The following is a 22906-nucleotide window of genomic DNA, read 5'->3' on the forward strand; positions in this document are numbered from 1 at the left end:
CTAACATCTAACATGGGGCAAATCCGCGAATATGACTAAATTGTTGATTACCCTGCTTTTATTCTTTATTACCGCCATTGCCGAGATTGTCAGTTGCTATCTTGGCTATCTGATGCTCAAACAGCACAAACCGCTTTGGCTCATTGTACCTATGACCATCACGCTCGCCCTGTTCGTATGGTTATTGACCCTTCATCCCACAGCGACAGGGCGAGTGTATGCCGCATATGGTGGCATATATATCGCGACGGCTTTGGTATGGCTGAAATTTGTCGATGGTGTTTCTCTGACGCACTGGGACAGCATTGGCGGTTTGGTAATATTGTTGGGTGCAAGTATTATCATCCTTCAGCCCAAAAGTTTGTTATAAATCTCTCCAATCAACAAATTTGCTAATTTCAGTGAACTAATGTAAACTGAAAATTTTAGCCTAGTATTTTAATTCAATCTAGTATCTCAAAGAGTATATTCATGGATATCAACCAAACGCCAGTAGACCCTAGACAATTTGGGTCTAACGTGCCGCGCCGTCATGACCCAAAAATCGCCAAACTTGCCGCAAAATATTTACAAATAACAGGTTGGCAAGTGGTCGGTGACGTACCTGATGTCAAACAACTGGTGATGCTCGCTGCCCCGCACACCTCCAATGAAGATGGCTGGAATGCGGTCATGGGCATTTTATCGGTTGGCATTGATTTTAAATTGATGGGTAAAAAAGAGCTATTTCGTCTCCCCCTCATCGGGTCTTTCTTAAAATGGGGCGGGATGATTTCGATTGACCGTCAGAAAAAAGGTTCAACTTTGCAGGCCGCCATTGAGCAGTTTAACCAACAAGAGCAGCTTTGGTTAGGGTTGGCACCTGAAGGGACACGCAGTTATACCGAAAAATGGAAAACAGGGTTTTATCATATTGCTGTAGGCGCAGGCGTACCCATTTTACCGATTGCGATGGACTATAACACCAAACAAATGCGCTTTATGCCCTTGTTTTACCCGACAGGCGACTATGACGCCGATTTACCGAAAATTTTAGAAAATTATCGCGGCGTTTTGGGTAAGCATTTTGAAAAAATGTCACAGCCGTTGCAAGATTTGCACCGTTAATAAAATGCCTTGATGACTTATCAAGGCATTTTTTTCAGTGTGGCTATGCACAAAATAACTATGATTTAGGGTTTAAATCATCGCTACTAAAGGTGCTGGTAGGTTGAATAGTCACTTGCTGTGTTTGGGTCGTGTCAGCGGTATCGACGCTTTCAGCCAAATTGTTAAGTGCGGTATGCAATGATGTGGTGGTATCGACAGTGGCTGTTTTGTTGTCAATCCCCGACGCCATGCCTGAACCAATCGGACGCTCAACGCTACCGGTTTGTGTAGGTGCGTACTGAGTGGCAACATCTGTTTCAAACCCTGTCAATTTAGTTGGTTCTTTGACGGGTTGGTTCATCATGTTTGCCAAACCTGAAGTTTGACCTTCCGCTTTGTCTTGGATGTTTTTTAGAAAACGTGCCGCCGCTTCGCGACCACCTAGACCAAAGGCTAGGGCAAACGCAACCGCGACTGCGCCTAAAGTCAAGCCAAATGCCATATTGACAATCGAGTCAGCAATACCCATCGCACGTAAGCCCATCGCAAGCACCAGACCCATGATGAGAACACGCACAAGGTTGGCTAAAAATGCCGTACCGTTTGGTGAGCGTTGTACCGCACTGGCAAGTATGTTTGCCAACCAAAAACCCACCGCCAAAATGACCGCACCCAAAATCACTTGTGAGCCAAAGGCGATAAACACAGTAATCAAGTTACTAACCTGCGTTAAGTTGAGTACTTTTGCGGCTTCCATGACGGCAAATAGCATCACGAAAAATACAATCAAATAACCCACAACGTCTGACACTTTGGCAGAACCTAGCACATTTTGCAGACCAAGTTTGCTTGGCAAAATATTGACGCCAGAATTGTCCAATAAGTTTTTTACAATATCTGCAATAAGCTTTGATACAAAATACGCACCACCCAAAATGACTACAGCGTAAATGATATTTGGTATCGCTAACATGATTTCGTTGAGCATATTGGTCGCAGGACCAGAAATGGCTTGGATATTAAGCACATTTAAACCCATGATAATCGCAGTAATCATTACTACCAAGTAAACTAACGTACCTGCAATATTAGCGATTTGAGTTTGATTACTGATACCCGCCTTGCCTGCTAGGCTTTGAATGTTTAAGCTGGTCACGATGTTGGTGACAATACCACGCAGGATTTTGGCAATGACAAAACCGACAAAAATAATCACACCCGCGCCGATTAAGTTAGGAATGTAAGATAACGCTTTGCTAATCATGCCATTAATCGGGGCTAACAGACCTGTGACGCCCAGTTGTTGCAATACCATAGGTAAGAACATCAACAGAATAAACCAGTAAACCAAATTGGCGATGCTATCACTCATGTGCGGTACGCCTGCTTCACTTGATAGTTTTTCATCAACTGACGTGCGGCTGAGCACGTTTGACAGCGCAGAGCGCGCGACCGTTGCCAGTACCCAACCTAGTAGCGCAAGTAAGCCTGCAGCAATTAGATTTGGAATAAATAACAATACGCTATTGACCATGTTGGCAAAAGGTACTGAAATCGCATCTAGGTGCAAGTAACTTAATGCCGCAGAAATACCGATGATAAACACAAACCAAAAAGCAATACGTGATAATAAATGCGCCAAATCATAGGTTTTACCCGTTGACGCATTCATCTTTTGATTGATACTCAGTTTTTCTAATAATTTGTGTACCACAGAACCGATAATACCGGCGATAATCCAACCAAGAATAAAAATAATCAGTGCGCTAATCATGGTCATCATGGATGAACCGAGCGTTTGGTTAAAGTTGATGAAAAAATTGTCCATGCTACCTCCTACAATTTGATTATATTATTGATGTGGTTGATAAAGGTTGTTAAATACTCGAAAATTGCTAACCATATGCTACTCCATACTATTATTTGTCTATCATCCGTCTAGATAAGCCAATGTTATGCTTATAATTATCATTGTTGTGTGTATATTTAATTAAATAAAGTGCTACAAATACCTTTCAAGTGTTTGCAAATGTTACTGTAGCATTGAAGCTCAACAAGATGACAGTATAAAAAGGTTGTGCAACTAGCTTTTTAGCGCATGAATTGTTAAGAAAAGTATATTAATGTAAAGCCAGTTTTACTATCGCCCAATTTTTTGTTTGGCTATACGTTCACCTCACGATGCCATAGGTTTTACAAACTATTTCTGCTATGATAGCTACAATTTTGAGACGATTTTTTAGTAGTTATTAGACCTTAATTGGATATATCAGATAGGAAATTTTATGAGCAATAATACAGTTCCCGTATTGGCAGCAGTTGTGTTAGGTGCTTTGGCATTATCACCCGTTTTTATCAAAAGTTTTGGCAACGACCCACAAGTAGCCGCCATCGGTAGCCGTCAGTTGGCGGGTAATTCAGCCGCTATCAATGCCCAAAGCAGTGAAGTGGCAAAAGTAGGTTATAGCCTAGGTTATATGATGGGTCAAAACGTCAAAAAAGATGCCAAAGACCTCAATCCTGCTGATATCAATCAAGGTATTAATGACGGTTTTAATGGTAAAGAAGCGACCATGACCCGTGAAGAAATGATTAAAGCGGTACAAACCTATGAGCAAAACCAAATCCAAAAACGCCTACAAGACAACCAAGCCAAAGGCGAGGCTTTCCTAGCGCAAAACGCTAAAAAAGCAGGGGTCAAAACTACTGCGTCTGGCTTACAGTATGAAGTGCTCAAAGAAGGTACCGGCGCGCAGCCAAAAGCCACAGATATCGTAGCGGTACAATATGAAGGTAAATTGCTAGACGGTAAAGTGTTTGATAGCACCGCACAGCATGGCGGTCAGCCCGCGGTATTCCCGCTTAACCAAGTTATCCCGGGTTGGACCGAAGGCTTACAGTTAATGAAAGAAGGCGGCAAATATCGCTTCTACATTCCATCAAAACTCGCTTACGGTGAGCAAGGTGCCCCTCAAGGTGGTATTGAGCCAAATAGTGTGCTCATCTTCGATGTTGATTTGCTAAAAGTCAATCCACCGGCTGATGCTGCACAGCCTGCCGCAGCAGATATCCAAGCCCAACTACAACAACAAATTGAATCCATGCAGTCAGCTTCTCAACCTGCTCAATAGGTGGGGTTGGCGTCGGATAGGTGATCTCAATCAGCTGGGCAAGCGCAACTATCGAATTCGCTCGCCCTACTCATCGGCACGATGGCAAAGGAACATCCCAATGATTTTAGCATATAAAAAAGTAAGTTTAGTGACTGGCATCGCTACTGGCATGCTGTTAGTGGTTACATCAATCAGTGCAAATGCCGCACCGGCCAGCACTGGTGCAAACAAAGTTGCGTCCTCTGTTTATGTACCAAAATCCACAGTGACGGCAGCTAGCCCAGCATTGGCACAAGTCGGCTATAGTTTTGGCTATCTGATGGGTGAGAGCAACAAAGACAGTATTGATGACTTAAATCTTGATGCGTTTTTTCAGGGATTTCGAGATGCATACTCAGCGCAGTCGCCCAATCTTGACAAAAAACAAATGCAAAAAGTATTGCTAGACTATCAAAAAAACAAAGAAATTGCCTATGCCAAAGAAGTACAAGCGTTAGCAGCGAGCAATGCGGCGAAAGGCAAACAATTCTTGCTAGAAAACGGCAAAAAATCAGGCGTGATGACTACCGCGTCGGGTCTACAATACCAAGTGCTAACACAAGGGAGAGGCAAATCGCCTAAAGCGACGGACAAAGTCAAAGTCCACTACGAAGGTCGCTTGATTGACGGTACCATTTTTGACAGCTCTTATAAACGTGGCGAACCTGTGACTTTCCCACTCAACCAAGTAATTAAAGGTTGGACAGAAGGGCTACAGTTGATGAAAGAAGGGGGTAAATACCGTCTGTTTGTCCCCGCTAATTTGGGGTATGGCGAAGCAGGTAATGCCGATATCGAACCCAATAGCGTGTTGATTTTTGATATTGAGCTGTTACAAGTCAATCCACCTGTGACTCAACCTGTCAAACTTTAAATTTTTTCCTATCTTAAAGTTTTCTCCCAGCTTGGCTATAAAAAAACGCTCATATTCCTATTGAGCGTTTTTTATATTAAAGCTTGAAAGGCGATACCTTTAAAGCACCTTTTTTAATACTTTAGAGTTGCGGGTATTGTCATAAAAAGCATAGCGGTCAGCCGGTAGCGATTCAGCAGGGACTTCCATAAACCCATGCTCGACAAACCAATGCGCGGTGCGAGTAGTCAAGACATAGAGTTCATGAATGCCGCGGCTACGCGCTTGTTGCTCTAAGAATGCTATCAAATCTGCGCCACGGCTACCATTGCGATAATCGGGATGGACAGCCACACAAGCCACTTCCGCGGCTTGGTCGTTGAGTGGGTATAAAGCCGCGCAGCCTAATACCATGCCATCACGCTCAATCACGCTAAAGTTTTCGATATCGCTCTCTAAACGCTCACGTGAACGACGCACCAAAATACCTTGTTCTTCGAGTGGCTCTAGCAGTTCAATCAAACCTACCACATCGTCGATATCGGCACGGCGAATTTCTTCATACGGGTCATGGGAAATTAGCGTCCCTGAGCCATCACGGGTAAATAACTCTTCAAGCAGTGCGCCATCTTTGGCATAGGAGATGATATGGGTACGGTGGATACCGTATTGACAAGCATCGCTTGCTGCCCGTAAGAAACGCGCGATTTCTGAGCTTTCAGGAACATCACGTAAGAAGCGTGTCACCTCATGCGGAATCATTTCTTTAAGCAGGTGAGTGCCATCTTTATAAATACCTGTTTGCTCACCCAAGAAAATTAATTTATCCGCTTTTAGGCTAATCGCCGCTTGTAGCGCCACATCTTCAGCCAGCAGGTTAAATACTTCGCCTGTCGCAGAATAGCCCATACTACCCAAAATCACCACATGGTCATGGATTAAATTGTTGTGGATGGCTTCGGCATCAATCGCGCGTACTTCCCCAGTAAATTGATAATCGATGCCATGACGGATGCCATAAGGGCGGGCGGTGACGAAGTTGCCTGAGATGGCATCAATACGAGAGCCATACATCGGCGAGTTGGCAAGTCCCATCGATAGCTGCGCTTCAATTTGCAGGCGAATTGAGCCAACGGCTTTTAGGATGTACGGCATTGCTTCTTTTGTGGTGATGCGCACATCATCTGCCATCGGTGTTTCGATATGGTTCTCAGCGAGATTGGCATCAATTTGCGGACGCGCACCGTGGACGAGTACGAGCTTAATGCCAAGACTATGCAGCAGCGCAAAATCATGAATCAAATGGCTAAAATTGTCGTGATTGACCGCTTCGCCATTGAACATAATGACAAAGGTCTTGCCACGATGGGTGTTGATATAGGGCGCAAAGTTACGAAACCATAATACATAAGGCGGGGTAACATACGCAGGGGTTGTGGCAGCGGCATTTTGTTGGGCAGTATTGGGTAAATCAATCATAGCGTGATAGGCAAGTATAGGGTTATTATCAGTCATCGTTTCGCCATCGGCAAGCGGTGCATTGCCCTGGGTAAAACTTGCTGAAGTGTCGGTTGAAGTTGGCATGATAACAGTAGACATGATAACAGTAGACATGATAAAAAAAGTAGACGTACAAACAGCGCACGATAAAGTTTTTGTCTCTTTTAATTAAACATACATGTAAGTTTAACAGCGTGATTGCGCGCATCGATCAGAGACTAACGATAAGGCTATCAATAAACCTTACAAAATACAATAGCTAATCTTACTGATTTTGGCTGCGCTGTTTGTATTTAGTAAATTCATCCCGCAACTTTCAACTTGCTAGTGAGTTAAAATGTAAAGTTTGTTATGCTAATCTATAGTCGAGCCTTAACCTATTTGACCATCCAATCAGCTGTGTATGCCAACCTGCCAAAAAAAGAGAATACGCTAACACCCGCTGACACAACAATTTTGAACATTTGAAAATCATGATTTAATGGAGAATATTCATGCAAAAGCTTTCAGTATTCGCGCTAATGACCGCATCACTTGGGGCATCAGCCACCGCAATGGCTGTGCTACCAACGGTGGCATTAGACCCTGTTGATAATAATCAAGTAGCGCCTATCTCAGCCCCCGCTGCTGGTCAAGTTCAAACCCGCATTTTAGCCTCTGTTGTTGGTCAGGATCCACAAGGTCAAGAAGTGCTAAGCCCCGTCAATGCCCAAACGCGTCTTGCATCTGGCAATATCGTAGAGTATCGCGGCTACTTAACCAATAACAGCCCTGACCGTATCCGCAACATGAAAGTGACCATGAACATTCCAGCCAATATGGAATTAGTGAGCACAAGCGATGTGGAGCCAACCCGCGCGTTTGGTAGTATGGACGGTGCCAATTTTCAATATATGCCGCTAAAAACTAACATGAATGGCGTGCTACAGAACCTACCGATGGCTTACTATAAAGCCATACAATGGGATGTACCAGGTTTGGGTCTTAATGAAGTAGCGATGGTGAAATATCGTTTAAAAGTAAAATAATAAGCGCTCAACGCCTAGAAGGGCTCAACGCATAAAACCGCTCGAAGCATAGAACCGCTCAATGATTGAGCGGTTTTTTTATTTACAATTTTTGAAACTTGCCGATTTTTTGCTCGATATCGCTGAGCTTTGCTAAAGTTGCGATTTCCCCTGCTTTTATCGTTGTCTCTCTGGCTACGGTATTGGTGGTGCCAATATCACCAACGGCTGGACGTATCACCACGTCCGCTAATTTAATTTCAGCAGCATTTGCTTGATTGGGGATAACGGCAAATGTCTTATCCAGTAGCGCCCAAAAATCTTGTGGATGGCTGTTTTTTGGCGGGCTTGAAACATCTACCGCGATGATAATATCTGCGCCCATCTGTTTGGCAGTTTGCACAGGCACAAGGCTTGTCAAACCGCCATCGCCATAGCGTTTGTTGTTGATACGTGGCGGTATAAAAACGCCATACACGCTACTGGATGCACGCACCGCAAGACCGGTATTGCCTTTATCAAAGACGGCTTTTTGCTTGGTGGTTAAATCGGTGGCGACACTGGCAAAACGGATGGGGAGTTTTTCAATCGGTCGATTATCGACTTGGGTATTGACCCAGTTTTGTAATTTGATACCTTCGATAAAGCCTTGTTTGCTCCAGCTATAATCGAGCAATTCATTATTGCTAACATGGGTCGCGATGTCTTCAAGTTCACTAGCGGACTTGCCACTGGCGTATAAACTACCGACTAGACTGCCGCTACTGGTACCGACGATTAAGTCGGGGGTGATGCCATTTTTTTCCAGTACCTTGATGACGCCGACATGGGCAAAACCTTTGGCACCGCCACCGCCTAATACAAGGGCGATTTTGGGTTTTGCTGATGGTTGAACGGGTGGTTTTATAGGTTGGGTGGTTATCACTGGCGTTTTAGTGCAGGCGGTAACCGTAAAACAAATGCTAGTAGTTATCAGGGCAAAAAAAGAAAGCGGTTTCATAGCAAGCCTAAGTACGTAGAGCAATCATAATGACACTGGGTTGTCTTTTAACTTTTAAAATGGCAATATTTTCTGCCAATTGGGTAAAATTTTTAACCCCAAATTGAGTGGGGTTATAGCCTTTACTCTTAAGCTCGCTGCCAAACTGTCCCATATGTAGCCAACCTTGGTTTTTAGTCAATAATTTTTTGATTATGGGTTTGGCGAAAATCTCATAAATATCATCGAGCAATTTTTGCTCTTGAGTTAGCGTAGTCGCATCGGTTGGCAGATTTTTTGCCTTATTTTCACTCGGTTTTTGCCGAATCATTAACAGATTGTTTTGCATTTGATTGCTAGTCTGCCTTGTTTAAAGTCGCCATAAATTCGCTTGCAGGCGATTGTGCCAAAGGTACTGACTTTAGCTAGAATACTTTCAATATTTTTTGCATTGATATTATCGCCATCAATCAAAACAGCAATATTATTAAATGATAAATTTGTTGAGTTCATCGGTTATAAAGCGTAAATTGTGTCGCTATGTATTCTAACTTAATTTGGTGTTTTTTCATGCTATTTTTATTATAGGCAGATAAGCTAACTTTATAATATGACGCTAAAACCTGACATCTTTAACCTCCCTGTTACTGCGCTTGCTGGCGTGGGTAGCAAAATCGCTGAACAGCTTGACCAACTTGGTATTGAGCGCGTGTTTGATTTGTTGCTACATTTGCCGCGTGATTATGAAGATCGCAGCCGACTGGTCAACATGTGTGATGTCGTCGATGGACAATCGGCATTGCTACAAGGCACCGTTGTCCGCGTCGACAACAAAAAGATGGGCCTCAGCGTGACATTGCAAGATAAGACAGGGCAAACAACATTACGCTTTTTCAAAGTCTATCGTGGACTGACCGATACCATGGCAGTGGGCAATACCTTGCGTGTGTTTGGCGAAATCAGTATCAGTAAGTATGGCACCCAAATCAGCCACCCTGAATATGAAATTATTACTGGACATCAACCCCTGACCAATACAGGGCTGATACCTGTTTATCCAACGGTCAAAAACTTGCATCAAAATAAACTGCGTAGCTTGATTCGACTTGCGCTGCAAACGGTTAAACAAGCCAATCCTGTGATGGCTACTATCAGTGATGCTGAGTGGCAAATCGTACAAAGCGCGCTGAGCCAACAGTTTCCGTTACTGGCAGGTAGCCACAACCCATTTGGGGAATTTAGCTTGCTAGAAGCCATTAGCTTTATCCATCAGCCACCAATTTATACCGATTTGAACAAGCAAATTTTGGTATTAGAGGCATTAAAAAATCGCAGTCATCCGACGTGTCAGCGGCTCATTATCGAAGAAATGCTCGCCCACCAGCTGAGTCTACTGTACCGCAAACAACAGCTTTATCAGCACAAAGCACCGCGCTGCGATGCCACAAGCGAGCTTGCCAATCGCCTGTTAGCCCATTTACCTTTTACCCCGACCCATGCCCAAAATCGGGTCGTAGCGGAAATCGTCAAAGATTTGTCAACGTCAGTACCCATGCTGCGACTCGTGCAAGGCGATGTTGGCGCAGGCAAAACCTTGGTAGCAGCTTTGGCAGCGTGTTATGCGCTTGATAGCGGCTGGCAAGTGGCGGTGATGGCACCGACAGAGATTTTGGCGGAGCAACATCTTAATAACTTTAAAGGCTGGTTTGAACCGCTTGGCATCGGTGTGGGTTGGCTGGCGGGCAAGCAAACAGCCAAAGCGCGTGAAAAAGCCTTGCAACAAGTACAAGACAACGAGGTGCAAATCGTGATCGGTACGCATGCGCTATTTCAAGAGCATGTCAATTTTGCCAAGTTGGGCTTGGTGATTATCGATGAGCAGCACCGTTTTGGGGTGGAGCAGCGAATGGCGCTGGTCGATAAAGGCTTGGCGCATACCACACCGCATCAGCTGATTATGACAGCCACACCCATACCGCGTACCCTTGCCATGAGTGCATTTGGTGATATGGATACGTCCATCATTGATGAACTGCCGCCCAACCGTACCCCCATCACCACCGTCACCATAAGCCGTGACCGACGCGATGAAGTGATTGAACGTATCGCTGCCAACTGCGAGCAAGGCAAACAAGCTTACTGGGTGTGCCCACTGGTCGAAGAGTCTACCGTGCTTGATGCCCAAGCCGCTGAAGCGACCTATGCCGATTTGAATGACAGGCTCAATCTCAACATTGGTTTGGTGCATGGCAAAATGAAACCCAATGACAAACAAGCGGTCATGGCGGATTTTAAAGCGGGTAAAACCGCTTTGCTGGTGGCTACCACCGTGATTGAAGTCGGGGTCGATGTGCCCAATGCTTCGCTGATGGTGATTGAAAATGCTGAGCGATTAGGGTTATCGCAATTGCACCAGTTGCGCGGACGCGTGGGACGTGGCACCCAAAAAAGCTTTTGTGTATTGCTTTATCAAACGCCATTGTCAGAAACGGGTATCGAGCGGCTCAATGTGTTGCGAGATAGCAATGATGGCTTTGTGATTGCGCAAAAAGATTTGGAACTGCGCGGTGCAGGGGAGCTTTTGGGTAAACGGCAGACAGGGTTTGATAGTTACTATGTCAGTGACCTAGCCAGAGATGAAAGCTTGCTAATCGTGGCGCAAGCGATTGCTAAATACCTAATTGCTGATGAAAATCGCAAATCACAAGTGCAGCAATATATCAGTCATTGGACACCCGATGCCATCAAATACATTAACGCATGATAGCCCATAGTAGAGGCTTAAATTCTGATAAAGCGTTGTTTTTACGGATAAAGCGACTATTCACATCCGCAATTTTTTGTTATTTTATGCCATATGACTGATTGATGAATGTACACTTGCATGGCTATGGGTTTTAGTTGATTTTTTATACACGGGGCAATATCACAGTTATTAATTTAGAATTATCAATATTTTAAGGATATATGTTATGCCACAAACCAAATATGATGTACCTATCGCAGACAAAGCGCATGCGGATGAAATCATCAAAAAAACCGAAGACATCAAAGGGGTCAAGTTTGTCAATGTTAACCCTAATGGCACCATCGTTGTGACCCATGGTGACGATTTTGATGAAGCGGCATTTAAAGCGGCTGCAGGTATCTAACTAGTGGGCTTGATAAGCGACTAGGTTTTATGCCTAGTTTTATTGCCTGAATGTTTTATTACATAGATTTTTGACTGCACAAAAGCTGACTTCGGTCAGCTTTTTTATTGGCTAGAATTTGCCGTAAATTGTTCATTCAATCGTCATACGGTTGTCACCTTCGTCAGCTAATGTTTCCTAGCGATAGCGTATCTTTTTATTACAATTTGACTTATCACAATTTGACTTTTCATATTGTGGCTTTGCCTAACCTTGAGGAAATCCCATGACTGACCAACCCGCTGAGCAAACTTCTCCTATCCACAATTTGATTAAAGACACTCAGCCATCAACCCCAAGTATCAACCGTCGCCGTTTTTTACAATCAACATCGCTTGCGACTGCCGCAGGTGCATCGATGTTGCTGGTGGGTTGTAATAATGACAATGATGATAATGATGATAATGATAACACAGCGCAGGTTAGCTTTTTACATGGCGTAGCCAGTGGCGACCCGCTTGCTGATAAAGTGATTTTATGGACTCGGGTGACACCGGTGAGCAGTGGCAGCAGCCTTGATGTCGATTGGCAAATTGCCAGTGATAATACGTTTAACACCATCATCAATAAAGGCACGAGCAAAACAAACGGTGGGCAAGATTATACGGTCAAAGTGGATGCCACGGGTTTACAGCCGAATACGCCTTACTTTTATCGATTTATATGTGGTGGTATCACCAGTCCGATTGGCAAAACCAAAACCCTACCTGTCACGAATGTCAATCAAGTGAAACTTGCGGTAGTGAGCTGTTCAAACTATCCTGCAGGGTATTTTCACGCGTATGCCGATATTGCCAAGCGCAGCGACGTCGATGTGCTGCTGCACTTAGGTGATTATATCTATGAATATGGTCGTCATACCATCGATGACCAAGGTAAAACGGTGCCTGCCTATGCTTCAAGCCAGGCCGCACAGCTCAAGCGCGAAGTCATCCCAGTTGAGGAGTTACTCACCATTACTGGCTATCGCTTGCGCTATGCCCAATATCGTACCGATAAAGATTTGCAAGCGGTACATGCCGCCATGCCAATGATTGCGGTGTGGGACGACCATGAGATTAGTAATGATACTTATAAAGCAGGTGCTGAAAACCACCAATCCAATGAAGGCGATTGGAATCAGCGCAAGATGGACGCGATGAAAGCCTATCATGAATGGATGCCCACGCGTAATAGTGTGATGACGCAAATTTATCGTAGTTTTGATTTTGGTAATTTACTCAGTCTACATATGCTAGACACCCGTGTCATTGCCCGGGACAAACAGCTAGATTACAATAATTTTTTAGTTAAAGACGCCAATGGTCAGCTCACTTTAGATGCCGCAAAATTCACCGCAGCAATGCAAGATACCAGCCGCCAAATGATTGGTTTGTCACAACAAAACTGGCTAGCAGGTCAATTGCAAGCGTCAAAGTCGACTTGGCAAATTCTAGGCCAGCAAGTGGTGATGGGGCAGATGTTTATTCCTGCACCCGTACTGCTCAACTTTATGAATCCTGCTTTGGGCGTAGATGCCGTCACTTATCTGACCCTAATGCAAAAAGCGCAAACCGCCCCAACTACCTTAACGCCGCAAGAGCAGAGGATGGTACAACAGTTGCAGCAAGCGCCATTCATTCCTTATAACCTGGATGCGTGGGATGGTTATGCGGTGGCACGCGAGATGATTTATGGTATTGCCAACGCGATGCAAAAAAACTTAGTGGTATTGGCAGGCGATACCCATAACGCTTGGGCGAATAATCTAGTCAATGTCAAAGGCGAACCCGTCGGGGTGGAGTTTGCGGTACAATCAGTGACGTCGCCAGGTTTTGAAGAATACTTAGCGACAATTGATCCAAAACAGTTAGCACTGGGGTTACCCATGCTGGTCAAAGGTGGTACGTTAAAATGGTGTGACACCTCTCAGCGCGGTTATATGATTGTGACAGTGACCCCTGAGCAATGCACCAGCGAGTGGGTGTTTGTCAGCGATATCACCAAGCCCACCTATACAAGCAGTGCTGGTAAAACCATGCGTGTCAAAGTGGGTGAGCCTTTTTTAGTTTAGACAGCTTTGACAAAACCCAATAAAAAAGCCGCTAACGTTAGCGGCTTTTTTTTGATACATCATTACATATTTGGGTAGTTTGGACCACCACCGCCTTCTGGGGTGACCCAAGTGATGTTTTGTGAGGGGTCTTTGATATCACAAGTTTTACAGTGCACACAGTTTTGTGAGTTGATCACAAATTTTGCGCCGCTGTCACTTTGCACCACTTCATATACCCCTGCTGGACAGTAACGCTGTGCAGGCTCAGCAAAGATTTTGAGGTTACGCTTAATTGGCACCTCTGGATCGGTTAATTTCAAGTGACAAGGTTGATCTTCAGCGTGGTTGGTATTGGAGATAAACACGGAAGATAATTTATCAAAGGTCAGCTTACCATCGGGCTTTGGATACTCAGGGATATAGGCGTGGTCTGCGCGCTCAAGCACATCGTAGTCTGGCATTCTGTCACGAATAGTCAGTGGCATTTTACCCTTAAATATATTTTGCTCTAGGAAGTTGAAGGCACCGCCCATCCAGATACCCATGCGGTGCATCGCATTTGCGAAGTTACGCGCTTGGTACATGTCGTTGTAGAGCCAGGATGCTTTGAATTTTTGCTCATAGGTTGGCACTTCGTCATGTTGACGACCGGCAGCAATCGCTTCATACACGGCTTCAGCGGCTAACATACCTGATTTAATGGCGGTATGAGTACCTTTGATTTTTGCTGGGTTTAGGAAACCTGCATCGTCCCCCACTAACACACCACCGGCAAAATACAGTTTTGGTAATGAGTTTAAACCGCCTTTGGTCAAGGCACGCGCACCGTAAGATAAGCGTTTACCGCCTTCTAAAATATTGCGAATGAGCGGGTGGGTTTTTAAGCGTTGTAACTCATCAAATGGCGATAGGTAAGGGTTGTGATAAGACAAGTCAATCACCATACCAAATGACACTTGGTTGTTTTCATCAAAGTATAACCACCAACCACCATTGCTATGCGTCTCGCTAAGCGGCCAACCTGAACCGTGCAGCACCATGCCTTCTTGGTGTTTGGCAGGGTCAATTTCCCAAAGCTCTTTTAAGCCAATACCGTAGTGCTGCGGGTCTTTGCCTTCTGATAGGTTAAAACGGCTGATTAAGCGTTTACCTAAGTGACCACGGCACCCTTCAGCAAAAATGGTGTATTTTGCCAGTAGCTCATAGCCTGGCTCATAGCCTGATTTTGGTTGACCTTCGGCATTGACGCCCATGTCACCCGTTAATACGCCACGAACAGAACCATCTTCGTTGTAGAGAATTTCAGCGGCAGAAAAACCGGGGAACATCATCACTTCAAGTTCTTCGGCTTGGGTGGCTAACCAACGTACAAGGTTACCCAACGAGATAATGTAATTGCCGTGGTTGTGCATCAAGCTTGGGACGATTTTTTCTGGCAATTCGCGGTATTTGGTCTCATTTTTGAGCATGTAGACGCGGTCACCTTTGGTTTGCACGCGAACGGGCGCACCTTTTTCTTTCCAATCAGGAATCAGTTCAGTCAGTGCATTAGGCTCCATGACCGCACCTGATAAGATATGGGCACCAAATTCTGACCCTTTCTCAACGATACACACGCTAAAATCAGGATTGCCAGCAGCAATGGCAAGTTGACGTAGACGAATTGCCGCAGATAGACCTGAAGGTCCGCCACCCACGATAACTACGTCAAACTCCATTTGCTCGCGTTCGATGTCTTGCATACAAACTCCTTAGAAAAATAAAATTCAGTGATGACAACTTGCTTAACCTTGCGCGCATTGGGTTAAACAATGCGGTTTATCAGCTTACATCTGACAGCCTTTCAACTTAAGTTGCATCACGATGATTTTTGCAAGGCTAGTGATTTGGAAGGTTAGCCTTTGATTATCAGTTCATCAAATAATTGCTGGCGCAGGCTGGCAATGTTATCAATGGTTTTCTTGATTTTAACATATAATGAATCGTTATATGAATTCAGAAAAAATACTACTTAGTATAATAGATTAACTGTTTAACTACCTAATATTTTTGCAGGAGAAAATGACTGCCGGGCTTAATTTATCGCATCCAATCTGACTTGTCTTATGCTATCTGTCACCTTTATATACAATAAATCGACACAGGTACTAACAGCGACTATTTGAAAACCAGCGTTGAATTGACTACTATGTACCACAAAGTGATGTCAACACAGCGCATCATGGCATTCATAAACCCATACAATACTCTAAATCCTAATCTAAATAAAAACTACCATAATACGAGCTATAAAATGACTAATACTGATACTAATAATGTAGCATCTAAACCCAACTTTGATACTAGCTTTGATATAGGCGAGCTAAGCCAACAAATCGAGCAATCGGTCGCTTCGCAAGCGGTAGCAGCCGTAAACCATCCGACACGCCAAATTCCACCGCTTGAAAAATGGCAACCCAAACTCAGCGGTACGATGGATGTGGTGGTCAAAGCCAATGGCGAGTGGTGGCATGAAGGCAGTCAAATCACCCGTCCGCTACTCATTGATCTGTTTGCCAAAGTGTTATGGTCAGAGGTTGATGACAACAACCACGTTGAGTATTTTTTAAAAACCCCTGTTGAAAAATGGCAAATCGAAGTAGAAGACGCGCCACTGCTAGTGAATCAAGTGGACGTCATTAGCCAGCAATTTGGCGACACTACCAAACCTGTGTTGCAGTTCACCACCACGCAAGGCGATGTGGTGATTGCTGACGAGCAGCATCCGATTCGTTTGGGTCTGCCATTTACCCATGCTAGCCAGCATGATGCTGGCTTACAGCAAAAACAAGCCAGCCAGCCTTATTTATTGGTTCGCCAAAATGGTGACTCAGCATTATACGGACTCATTCATCGCAATGTGTTTTACCATTTGATTAAGTTGGGTGAGTTGGTAGAGGGTGAAGAGGGGACGTCATTGATTTTGCACAGTGGTGATAGCATTTTTACCTTGACCATGAGCGCATAAGTCTCAGCGTTAACCAAACTGTTGATAAGTTTTGAGCAAGTAAAGTGACGAATGGGCTGTCAAATTCGGCCCCGCATTTTTTTGTAGTGAGCATCTAAAAATTGGTATAAGATAGTGGTCTGTTTTATGGGTACAGTTATTTTGCGGTTTAAAATAGCAACACCCTGCGAGTTGGACTGATTAGGCTATGGTAGATTTGGCAAGCGCGCCGATAGGCGTATTTGATTCTGGGTTGGGCGGATTGTCGGTATTGACCCATTTGCAGCGGCGCTTGCCATTTGAACGTTATATCTATCTTGCCGATACCCTGCACGTACCCTATGGCTCACGCAGTGAAGCACAGATTCGTGAGCTTACCTTGCAGGCAGTGGACTGGCTACACTCGCAAGGTTGTAAACTTATTGTAATAGCTTGCAATAGTGCCTCTGCGCATGGATTACAGGCGGCAAGGCGGCAGTATCCTCAAGTGCCGATTGTCGGTTTAGTCCCTGCATTAAAACCTGCGGTGATGCAGTCGGCGACCAAGCAAGTCGCGGTGTTGGCAACCCCAGCGACCTTGCACGGGTATTTACTCAATGAAGTTATTGAACAAGTCGCCAAACCGCAGCAAGTGACTGTCCACAAATATAGCTTTAGCAGCTTAGTGCCTTGGGTAGAATTGGGTATGCCAAGCCATCACCCAGCCGTGACTGATTTAGATCATTTGCTAAGTGAGTTACAGGCTAAAAAGGTAGACCAATTGGTACTGGGCTGTACCCATTTTCCTTTTTTTAAAGCCTATTTGGCACAGCGTATCGACGAGCTGATGACCCACCAAGCTATGGGGCAAGTGGCATTGATTGATTCAGGGGATGCCATTGCCAAACGCGTGCATGATTTGCTTGAGCAGGCCAATCAGCTTGCCTCTCATAAAGAGCGACCACGGTTACAGTTTTATGCCACTGCCAACTTACCCACTACTGAGCAGACGGCAACGCGTTTGTTGCAGCGGTTTTTGCCAGAGTTGGGGATTGATTTTTTTACCTTGTGTGTGACTCAACATGGTGCAGTGTATTGAGCTTGTTGGTTAGTCAGCATGGCTTTTTACCCTTTTAGTTTTTAACGATTTAGCTTTTAACGATTGAGCTTTTAATCCTTTACCTTTTTTAATTAATTGCGTTCATTAGAGCGTTATGGAGAAGATAGCATGTCTCAAAAGAAACGTTATCATATTCATATCTCTTTGGTGAGAAATGAAAATCTCTACCTAGAGAACGCGCTAGAGTATGCGTTATCGACGGATTATTTTTTGACTTGGGATTTGCTTGCGACCAATACCAATTTTGTTGAGTACAGCCGCCAACAAATCGACCAATGCGATTATATGATTTTTATTTTGGGTAATGATTACGGTCATTTAAGCCTATCTGGTGTCAGTTATCTGCACTTATCTTATATCTATGCGTCTTCAAAACGCGTCCCGATGATTGCGCTAGTCAATACTCAGCTGAACCAAAATGAGCTATTACGCCAACGGTTGGATTTGTTTAATTTGGTGATTAAAGAACAGGGTTTGCGGGTAATTCACTTCGGTCAGACCCATGATGGCGTGTCAGAATGCGTGCGTATGCTTGGGGAAATCAAAGAGAAATTTCCGCGATTAGGTTGGGTCAAAGACACCCGTTCATTGAGCACGCTACCGGCAGGTGCTAGTGGCGATTTAAAGTCGATGTTTGTCTCAGATAGATTTCATATCCGTAATGGCGTGCAAACCGCCTTAACTGATAGCAGTCTAGAGTGCACTCAACAGTCCCCTGAAGCTGAAGCCAGACCGACCCAGGTTACGCCAAAAGAGCTCAATGAAGCGTTATTGGTCAACTATACCGCACACGCGTTTGAAGGCGGCAATTTGCAAGAAATCAGCGCAACTTACACCTTTAGCTGGGGGAATATTGTGCAAACGCTACAAGCATTACCGCAGCCCTTTACCAGTAATATGATGTTGACCCAAATTAATGATTTCCTCAAAGATGCTGCAATGGCAGAAGCGCTCAAAATCTCACCCAATATCCATGCGGTCTCGCGCTGTCAAATCAGTAGTATCGATTATCAATGGATAAAAAGCCAACTGGTGAAAAAACGATGGTTGTCCTCGGTCAAAGAAGGGCGAAGTATCCGCGAGTTGTGGCAGATTAACATCATTGTACAAGCTTAATCCATCGTTTCTAACACGCCTTTTTTATGGTTTTATGCGCGTTTTATCCCAGCATTTTATATCAGTGTTGACCGACCCGTGATTTACTCATGTCATGACAATATTATACAGACCTGCTATCTAGTGTCACATTCGTTTATGCTATGATAATCTCATAACACACATAACAATAACATTGAGGATAAAAGAGGATAAAATTATGAGTACGCATGTCACCCCGCAAGCGGACGAGCTTGAAAACAAAATCAACCAACTTGAAGATACCATGCACGAAGCGCAGCAGTTTCGCACCCTCGAAGAGCAAGTCGAAGACATGAAACGCCGTGGCATCAACCCACGCGATAACTTCAAAAAGTGGGATGAAGACGAAGAGGACAATTGGGGCAGCAATTCAAAAGGCGAAGTCAAACCGATCCAAATGGATGATGGTGAAGAGCCCACGCCGCCACCTATTGTATAAGGTTTTACAATGCGCGGATATTAACGAAACTTTGTCACTATCAACAAAAAACCCTTAATGCGGACATTAAGGGTTTTTTGTTGGGGGATAAAAAATTGATAAATACCTTAAATGACTAAGTCTCAAATACCTCAGGTTTAAATCATTTAAAGTTTAAATGACTAACGCTTAAATCACTAAGGCGTTGTCATCCCACCTTGCCCATTATCGATACGATAGTAACTCGTGCGACCATTGGCATCGCGTATCACTTTAGTCGGCGTGGCAGTAACCGTTGAATTCGGTACAGACTGGTATCGAACGGGCGTTTGGGTCGGGTATTGGGTTGGATACTGACCATTCACTGGCTGAGTCATTAGCATACGGTATAGCTTCATACCCGCACGACCATCAGGGTTGACACCTTGCTGACGCTGAAAATCTTGAATGGCATAGCGCGTTTTATCGCCAATCATGCCATCGACTTGACCAATATCATACCCACGATTAAGCAGTGCTTGCTGAATTTCACGGGCTTGACGGCGACTAATACCGGCATCATCCGTGGGCCAAGGCGTGACAAAGCCGACATTGCTAGTACGGTTTTGGCTAATCATATCGGACAAATGCGCAATCGCTAGCGCGTAGTTCTCTGACGCATTGTAACTATAAAACGCATCGAAGTTTTTACCCACTAAGAACGCAGGGCCTTTACTACCTGCCGGTAATAGCAATCCTGCACTATCAAGGCTAGAGGGTAGCGGCTGACCATTGGCAAGGGTCAGACCTTGACTGCGCCAGTAGCTCATCGGTTTTTTGGCTTTGCGGTTGCTATCTGCCCAAAATCCTGCAGGCAGCTTGACCTCAAACCCCCAAGGCTCGCCCGTGCGATAACCTGCTTTATCCAAGAAATTGGCCGTCGATGCGAGCGCATCAGCTTGGCTGTTGACCAAATCTTTGCGTCCATCACCGTCAAAATCTTGCGCCAAGCGTAAGAAGGTACTTGGCATAAACTGGGTTTGCCCAAACGCCCCTGCCCATGAGCCAGTCATATCATCACGGCGGATATCACCATTTTGCAAGATACGCAGCGCATTGGCGTATTCCGTGCGAAAGTACGACTGACGACGGTCAAAGCAAGACAAGGTCGCTAACGACTGGATTAAGTCTTTTTTACCCAGCTGCTTACCAAAGTTCGACTCTACCCCCCAGACGCCAAGTACATCCGTCCCTTTCACGCCATAGCGCTGCTCGATGCGGCTTAGCGTGCTTTGCAGTTGGTTTTTGGCATTGATACCGTCTTGCACACGCTCTTCATCGACCAGACCTGAGAGATAGTCCCACACTTCTTTTTGAAACTCAGGTTGATAGTTGAGCGAGACAATCACACTAGGGTCAGGCTCAGTTGGGCGATATTGCTCTAAAGTGCTGGCTACACCGCGAAAAGTGCTGCTGTTTTTGAGATTGGATAAACACTGTTGAAACTGGGCATTGCTAAGATTAGGCGGTGTCGGTGCGGCATTGGCTTGGCTAATCATCGCCACGCCTGCCAGCGCCATAAAAATCGGAAGTAAACGCATAACAAACCTTGAATAGTGACAGAAAAAACATCAACAAACGGGGTGAATTTTGACTAATTCAAGGGTATAAAAAAAGCTTGCTTAGTGAAAGGAGTAAATGCATTTAATTACATTTTTTCACATTGGGTGATAAAGCGTTAATTTTTGCACAGTTGTGGTAAGTTTAATTGTTGAACTCAAAAAAATTGGGCATTAACGCGGTAAAGCCCAATTTTGAAAGGATTAATAAGTATCAATAAGGTATTAACAAAGTATCAATAAAATCACAATACGTGTTATTGTTCAATCATAAAACCGCTAAAATATTGTTTAAGCTTAGCAAGCTTGGGCGGAATCACAAAGTTGCAATAGCTTTGGGTCGGGTTGTTGGCGTAATAATCTTGGTGGTAGTCCTCGGCAACGAAAAACTGCGCAGCAGGATGGACTTCGGTCACCACCTTGATGCCTTGCTCATCACGAAGCTCACCAATCACACGGTCAATGGTCGGTTTTTGCTGCGCTTCATCGGTGTAAAACACCACAGAGGCATATTGTCTGCCGACATCATTACCTTGACGGTCTTGTGTCGTTGGATCATGGGTGGCAAAGAAAATATCCAATACCGTCTCAAGCGGAATAATGGTCTCATCAAAATCGACTTTAATCACTTCGACATGACCAGTATCGCCGCCACAGACGGCTTTGTAGTTGGCGCTTACTTCATCCCCGCCCATATAGCCTGAGGTGACATCGGTCACACCTTTGACATGGCTAAATACTGATTCGGTACACCAAAAACAGCCACCGCCTAAAATAATCGTTTGCATAATACTACCTTTTTATGGTTATCTCATTGGTTTGATATAAGGGTTAAAATAAATTATTAAAAGTAAAACGGGTGAAAATGTTAGAATAGCAAAGTTTACTCGCCATTCAAGTTAGGCAATGTAAACCAAGTTTCCGCTATCTAAAAACCTGACAGTTTAAGCATTTCTTAAGCGTTTCCTCGTTGAAGCGATCATAAAACTGTCAGCGATACTAAGTCAGCGATACTGAGTCTTAGTAACGCTCAATCAGCCATAGTGAGTCAGCCGCATGAGTCAGCCCCAAGCCAAATTACCCCACGATACCTTATTTACCACGCCGCTAGATGCCAATGCGCGGTTTAGCTTTGATGAGCAAGTGGTGGCTTGTTTTCCCGATATGATTCGCCGTAGTGTGCCTGGGTATGGGCAGATGCTCGCCATGTTGCCGATTTTTGCCAAACGCCACTGCCAGTTTCGCCAAACCAATAGCGACGGCAATAAAGTTAGCCGCGTCTATGACTTGGGCTGTTCACTCGGGGCGGTGAGTTTTGCGCTCGCAGGCGAGTTTGCGCCGCAAGATTTGCAAATCAAAGCCATTGATATCTCAGAGCCGATGATTGCCAAAGCGCAAAGTGTACTGATGCAGCATTATCCTGAGCATGATATCGAGCTGATTTGTGCCGATGTGTGTGAGGTGGCGTTTGAGCGGTGCGATATGATTGTGCTTAATTTAACCTTGCAGTTTTTATCCCCTGACAAGCGCGAGCAGTTACTCAAACGCTGTTATGATGCGTTGGTTGAAGGCGGTATTTTGATTTTGACCGAAAAAACCCATTTGCTCGATGAAGCGGACGATGCGTGGCGCGTTGAGCGGTATTATGATTTTAAACGCGCCAATGGCTATAGTGAGATGGAAATCAGTGGTAAACGCAATGCGCTAGAGAATGTGCTTATCACCGATACCCTCGATTTTCATCATCAGCGTTTAGCAACGGTGGGGTTTGACCGCCATTTGACGTGGTTTCAGTTTTTAAACTTCGCGTCGATTATTGCGTTTAAGTGATGATTACCGTTAAACAATGAAAACCTGTCAAT

General features: G+C 44.6%; 20 protein-coding genes. 13 read left to right on the forward strand and 7 right to left on the reverse strand.

Annotation, left to right across the window (positions count from 1 at the left end):
- The first annotated feature begins 31 nt into the window (after positions 1 to 31).
- Together RT034_RS07630 and RT034_RS07635 are read left to right on the forward strand one after the other, a co-directional pair.
- Positions 32 to 370, forward strand: a complete 339-nt coding sequence (locus tag RT034_RS07630) for a YnfA family protein (RefSeq protein ID WP_095356453.1) — start codon at positions 32 to 34, stop codon at positions 368 to 370.
- 101 nt (positions 371 to 471) lie between these two features.
- Positions 472 to 1107: a lysophospholipid acyltransferase family protein gene (locus tag RT034_RS07635; protein WP_313015705.1), complete on the forward strand. Its 636-nt coding sequence runs from the start codon at positions 472 to 474 to the stop codon at positions 1105 to 1107.
- A gap of 58 nt (positions 1108 to 1165) precedes the next feature.
- Here the strand turns inward: RT034_RS07635 and RT034_RS07640 are convergent, their stop codons facing one another.
- Positions 1166 to 2917: a mechanosensitive ion channel gene (locus RT034_RS07640; protein ID WP_313015707.1), complete on the reverse strand. Its 1752-nt coding sequence runs from the start codon at positions 2915 to 2917 to the stop codon at positions 1166 to 1168.
- Positions 2918 to 3374: 457 nt separating this feature from the next.
- On the opposite strand from RT034_RS07640, the gene RT034_RS07645 reads away from it, so the two are divergent.
- The gene (locus tag RT034_RS07645; RefSeq protein ID WP_313015709.1) at positions 3375 to 4220 is read left to right on the forward strand and encodes a BamJ family beta-barrel-assembly machinery protein; all 846 of its coding nucleotides are present in this window, start codon (positions 3375 to 3377) and stop codon (positions 4218 to 4220) included.
- A 151-nt stretch (positions 4221 to 4371) separates the two neighbouring features.
- Positions 4372 to 5115, forward strand: coding sequence for a BamJ family beta-barrel-assembly machinery protein (locus RT034_RS07650; protein WP_472796520.1), 744 nt, complete (start codon positions 4372 to 4374; stop codon positions 5113 to 5115).
- Positions 5116 to 5214: 99 nt separating this feature from the next.
- Here RT034_RS07650 and argA read toward each other — a convergent pair whose 3' ends face one another.
- A complete protein-coding gene (argA, locus tag RT034_RS07655; RefSeq protein ID WP_036595096.1) occupies positions 5215 to 6573 on the reverse strand; it encodes an amino-acid N-acetyltransferase in 1359 nt (452 codons plus the stop codon).
- Between the two features lie 515 nt (positions 6574 to 7088).
- Between argA and RT034_RS07660 the strand changes: the two genes are divergently transcribed.
- Positions 7089 to 7622 (forward strand): hypothetical protein, encoded by a 534-nt coding sequence (locus RT034_RS07660; protein WP_313015712.1) that lies wholly within the window; start codon positions 7089 to 7091, stop codon positions 7620 to 7622.
- Between the two features lie 82 nt (positions 7623 to 7704).
- Here the strand turns inward: RT034_RS07660 and RT034_RS07665 are convergent, their stop codons facing one another.
- Positions 7705 to 8601, reverse strand: coding sequence for a patatin-like phospholipase family protein (locus RT034_RS07665; protein WP_313015713.1), 897 nt, complete (start codon positions 8599 to 8601; stop codon positions 7705 to 7707).
- A 7-nt stretch (positions 8602 to 8608) separates the two neighbouring features.
- Complete coding sequence (locus RT034_RS07670) at positions 8609 to 8929, reverse strand: OST-HTH/LOTUS domain-containing protein (RefSeq protein WP_313015715.1); 321 nt, start codon at positions 8927 to 8929, stop codon at positions 8609 to 8611.
- A 261-nt stretch (positions 8930 to 9190) separates the two neighbouring features.
- Between RT034_RS07670 and recG the strand changes: the two genes are divergently transcribed.
- The 3 genes from recG to RT034_RS07685 all read left to right on the forward strand — a co-directional run bounded on the left by recG (position 9191) and on the right by RT034_RS07685 (position 13824).
- Positions 9191 to 11344 (forward strand): ATP-dependent DNA helicase RecG, encoded by a 2154-nt coding sequence (recG, locus tag RT034_RS07675; protein WP_313015717.1) that lies wholly within the window; start codon positions 9191 to 9193, stop codon positions 11342 to 11344.
- A 208-nt stretch (positions 11345 to 11552) separates the two neighbouring features.
- On the forward strand, positions 11553 to 11732 hold the full coding sequence (locus RT034_RS07680; RefSeq protein ID WP_095356461.1) for a hypothetical protein: 180 nt from the start codon (positions 11553 to 11555) through the stop codon (positions 11730 to 11732).
- Positions 11733 to 11997: 265 nt separating this feature from the next.
- Positions 11998 to 13824 (forward strand): alkaline phosphatase D family protein, encoded by a 1827-nt coding sequence (locus RT034_RS07685; protein ID WP_313015719.1) that lies wholly within the window; start codon positions 11998 to 12000, stop codon positions 13822 to 13824.
- A gap of 62 nt (positions 13825 to 13886) precedes the next feature.
- Here RT034_RS07685 and RT034_RS07690 read toward each other — a convergent pair whose 3' ends face one another.
- A complete protein-coding gene (locus tag RT034_RS07690; RefSeq protein WP_007115862.1) occupies positions 13887 to 15548 on the reverse strand; it encodes an electron transfer flavoprotein-ubiquinone oxidoreductase in 1662 nt (553 codons plus the stop codon).
- A gap of 551 nt (positions 15549 to 16099) precedes the next feature.
- On the opposite strand from RT034_RS07690, the gene RT034_RS07695 reads away from it, so the two are divergent.
- The 4 genes from RT034_RS07695 to RT034_RS07710 all read left to right on the forward strand — a co-directional run bounded on the left by RT034_RS07695 (position 16100) and on the right by RT034_RS07710 (position 19467).
- The gene (locus RT034_RS07695) at positions 16100 to 16813 is read left to right on the forward strand and encodes a DUF1285 domain-containing protein (RefSeq protein WP_313015723.1); all 714 of its coding nucleotides are present in this window, start codon (positions 16100 to 16102) and stop codon (positions 16811 to 16813) included.
- A 187-nt stretch (positions 16814 to 17000) separates the two neighbouring features.
- On the forward strand, positions 17001 to 17870 hold the full coding sequence (gene murI, locus RT034_RS07700; RefSeq protein WP_313015725.1) for a glutamate racemase: 870 nt from the start codon (positions 17001 to 17003) through the stop codon (positions 17868 to 17870).
- A gap of 129 nt (positions 17871 to 17999) precedes the next feature.
- Positions 18000 to 19007, forward strand: coding sequence for a DUF4062 domain-containing protein (locus RT034_RS07705; protein WP_313015726.1), 1008 nt, complete (start codon positions 18000 to 18002; stop codon positions 19005 to 19007).
- Between the two features lie 199 nt (positions 19008 to 19206).
- Positions 19207 to 19467 carry a hypothetical protein gene (locus RT034_RS07710; protein ID WP_144918669.1) on the forward strand — a complete coding sequence of 87 codons (261 nt, stop codon included), beginning with the start codon at positions 19207 to 19209 and terminating at the stop codon, positions 19465 to 19467.
- Between the two features lie 176 nt (positions 19468 to 19643).
- Here RT034_RS07710 and RT034_RS07715 read toward each other — a convergent pair whose 3' ends face one another.
- Both RT034_RS07715 and msrA read right to left on the reverse strand, forming a co-directional pair.
- Entirely contained in the window at positions 19644 to 21026 is a 1383-nt protein-coding gene (locus RT034_RS07715; protein WP_313015728.1) for a lytic murein transglycosylase, read from the reverse strand.
- 275 nt (positions 21027 to 21301) lie between these two features.
- Positions 21302 to 21832: a peptide-methionine (S)-S-oxide reductase MsrA gene (gene msrA, locus RT034_RS07720; protein WP_050325183.1), complete on the reverse strand. Its 531-nt coding sequence runs from the start codon at positions 21830 to 21832 to the stop codon at positions 21302 to 21304.
- A 268-nt stretch (positions 21833 to 22100) separates the two neighbouring features.
- Here msrA and cmoA point away from each other — a divergent pair, with 268 nt between their 5' ends.
- Positions 22101 to 22874, forward strand: coding sequence for a carboxy-S-adenosyl-L-methionine synthase CmoA (gene cmoA / locus RT034_RS07725; protein ID WP_313015729.1), 774 nt, complete (start codon positions 22101 to 22103; stop codon positions 22872 to 22874).
- Positions 22875 to 22906 lie beyond the last annotated feature (32 nt).

Source organism: Moraxella sp. CTOTU48841 (assembly GCF_032061225.1).
In the GTDB taxonomy this organism is placed as follows: Bacteria; Pseudomonadota; Gammaproteobacteria; order Pseudomonadales; family Moraxellaceae; genus Faucicola; species Faucicola cinerea.

Excerpts from the sequence above, each read along its gene's own strand:
- RT034_RS07630 (WP_095356453.1), top strand. The coding sequence starts at position 32 with ATGACTAAATTGTTGATTACCCTGCTTTTATTCTTTATTACCGCCATT.
- RT034_RS07635 (WP_313015705.1), top strand. The coding sequence starts at position 472 with ATGGATATCAACCAAACGCCAGTAGACCCTAGACAATTTGGGTCTAAC.
- RT034_RS07640 (WP_313015707.1), bottom strand. The coding sequence starts at position 2,917 with ATGGACAATTTTTTCATCAACTTTAACCAAACGCTCGGTTCATCCATG.
- RT034_RS07645 (WP_313015709.1), top strand. The coding sequence starts at position 3,375 with ATGAGCAATAATACAGTTCCCGTATTGGCAGCAGTTGTGTTAGGTGCT.
- RT034_RS07650 (WP_472796520.1), top strand. The coding sequence starts at position 4,372 with ATGCTGTTAGTGGTTACATCAATCAGTGCAAATGCCGCACCGGCCAGC.
- argA (WP_036595096.1), bottom strand. The coding sequence starts at position 6,573 with ATGATTGATTTACCCAATACTGCCCAACAAAATGCCGCTGCCACAACC.
- RT034_RS07660 (WP_313015712.1), top strand. The coding sequence starts at position 7,089 with ATGCAAAAGCTTTCAGTATTCGCGCTAATGACCGCATCACTTGGGGCA.
- RT034_RS07665 (WP_313015713.1), bottom strand. The coding sequence starts at position 8,601 with ATGAAACCGCTTTCTTTTTTTGCCCTGATAACTACTAGCATTTGTTTT.
- RT034_RS07670 (WP_313015715.1), bottom strand. The coding sequence starts at position 8,929 with ATGCAAAACAATCTGTTAATGATTCGGCAAAAACCGAGTGAAAATAAG.
- recG (WP_313015717.1), top strand. The coding sequence starts at position 9,191 with ATGACGCTAAAACCTGACATCTTTAACCTCCCTGTTACTGCGCTTGCT.
- RT034_RS07680 (WP_095356461.1), top strand. The coding sequence starts at position 11,553 with ATGCCACAAACCAAATATGATGTACCTATCGCAGACAAAGCGCATGCG.
- RT034_RS07685 (WP_313015719.1), top strand. The coding sequence starts at position 11,998 with ATGACTGACCAACCCGCTGAGCAAACTTCTCCTATCCACAATTTGATT.
- RT034_RS07690 (WP_007115862.1), bottom strand. The coding sequence starts at position 15,548 with ATGCAAGACATCGAACGCGAGCAAATGGAGTTTGACGTAGTTATCGTG.
- RT034_RS07695 (WP_313015723.1), top strand. The coding sequence starts at position 16,100 with ATGACTAATACTGATACTAATAATGTAGCATCTAAACCCAACTTTGAT.
- murI (WP_313015725.1), top strand. The coding sequence starts at position 17,001 with ATGGTAGATTTGGCAAGCGCGCCGATAGGCGTATTTGATTCTGGGTTG.
- RT034_RS07705 (WP_313015726.1), top strand. The coding sequence starts at position 18,000 with ATGTCTCAAAAGAAACGTTATCATATTCATATCTCTTTGGTGAGAAAT.
- RT034_RS07710 (WP_144918669.1), top strand. The coding sequence starts at position 19,207 with ATGAGTACGCATGTCACCCCGCAAGCGGACGAGCTTGAAAACAAAATC.
- RT034_RS07715 (WP_313015728.1), bottom strand. The coding sequence starts at position 21,026 with ATGCGTTTACTTCCGATTTTTATGGCGCTGGCAGGCGTGGCGATGATT.
- msrA (WP_050325183.1), bottom strand. The coding sequence starts at position 21,832 with ATGCAAACGATTATTTTAGGCGGTGGCTGTTTTTGGTGTACCGAATCA.
- cmoA (WP_313015729.1), top strand. The coding sequence starts at position 22,101 with ATGAGTCAGCCCCAAGCCAAATTACCCCACGATACCTTATTTACCACG.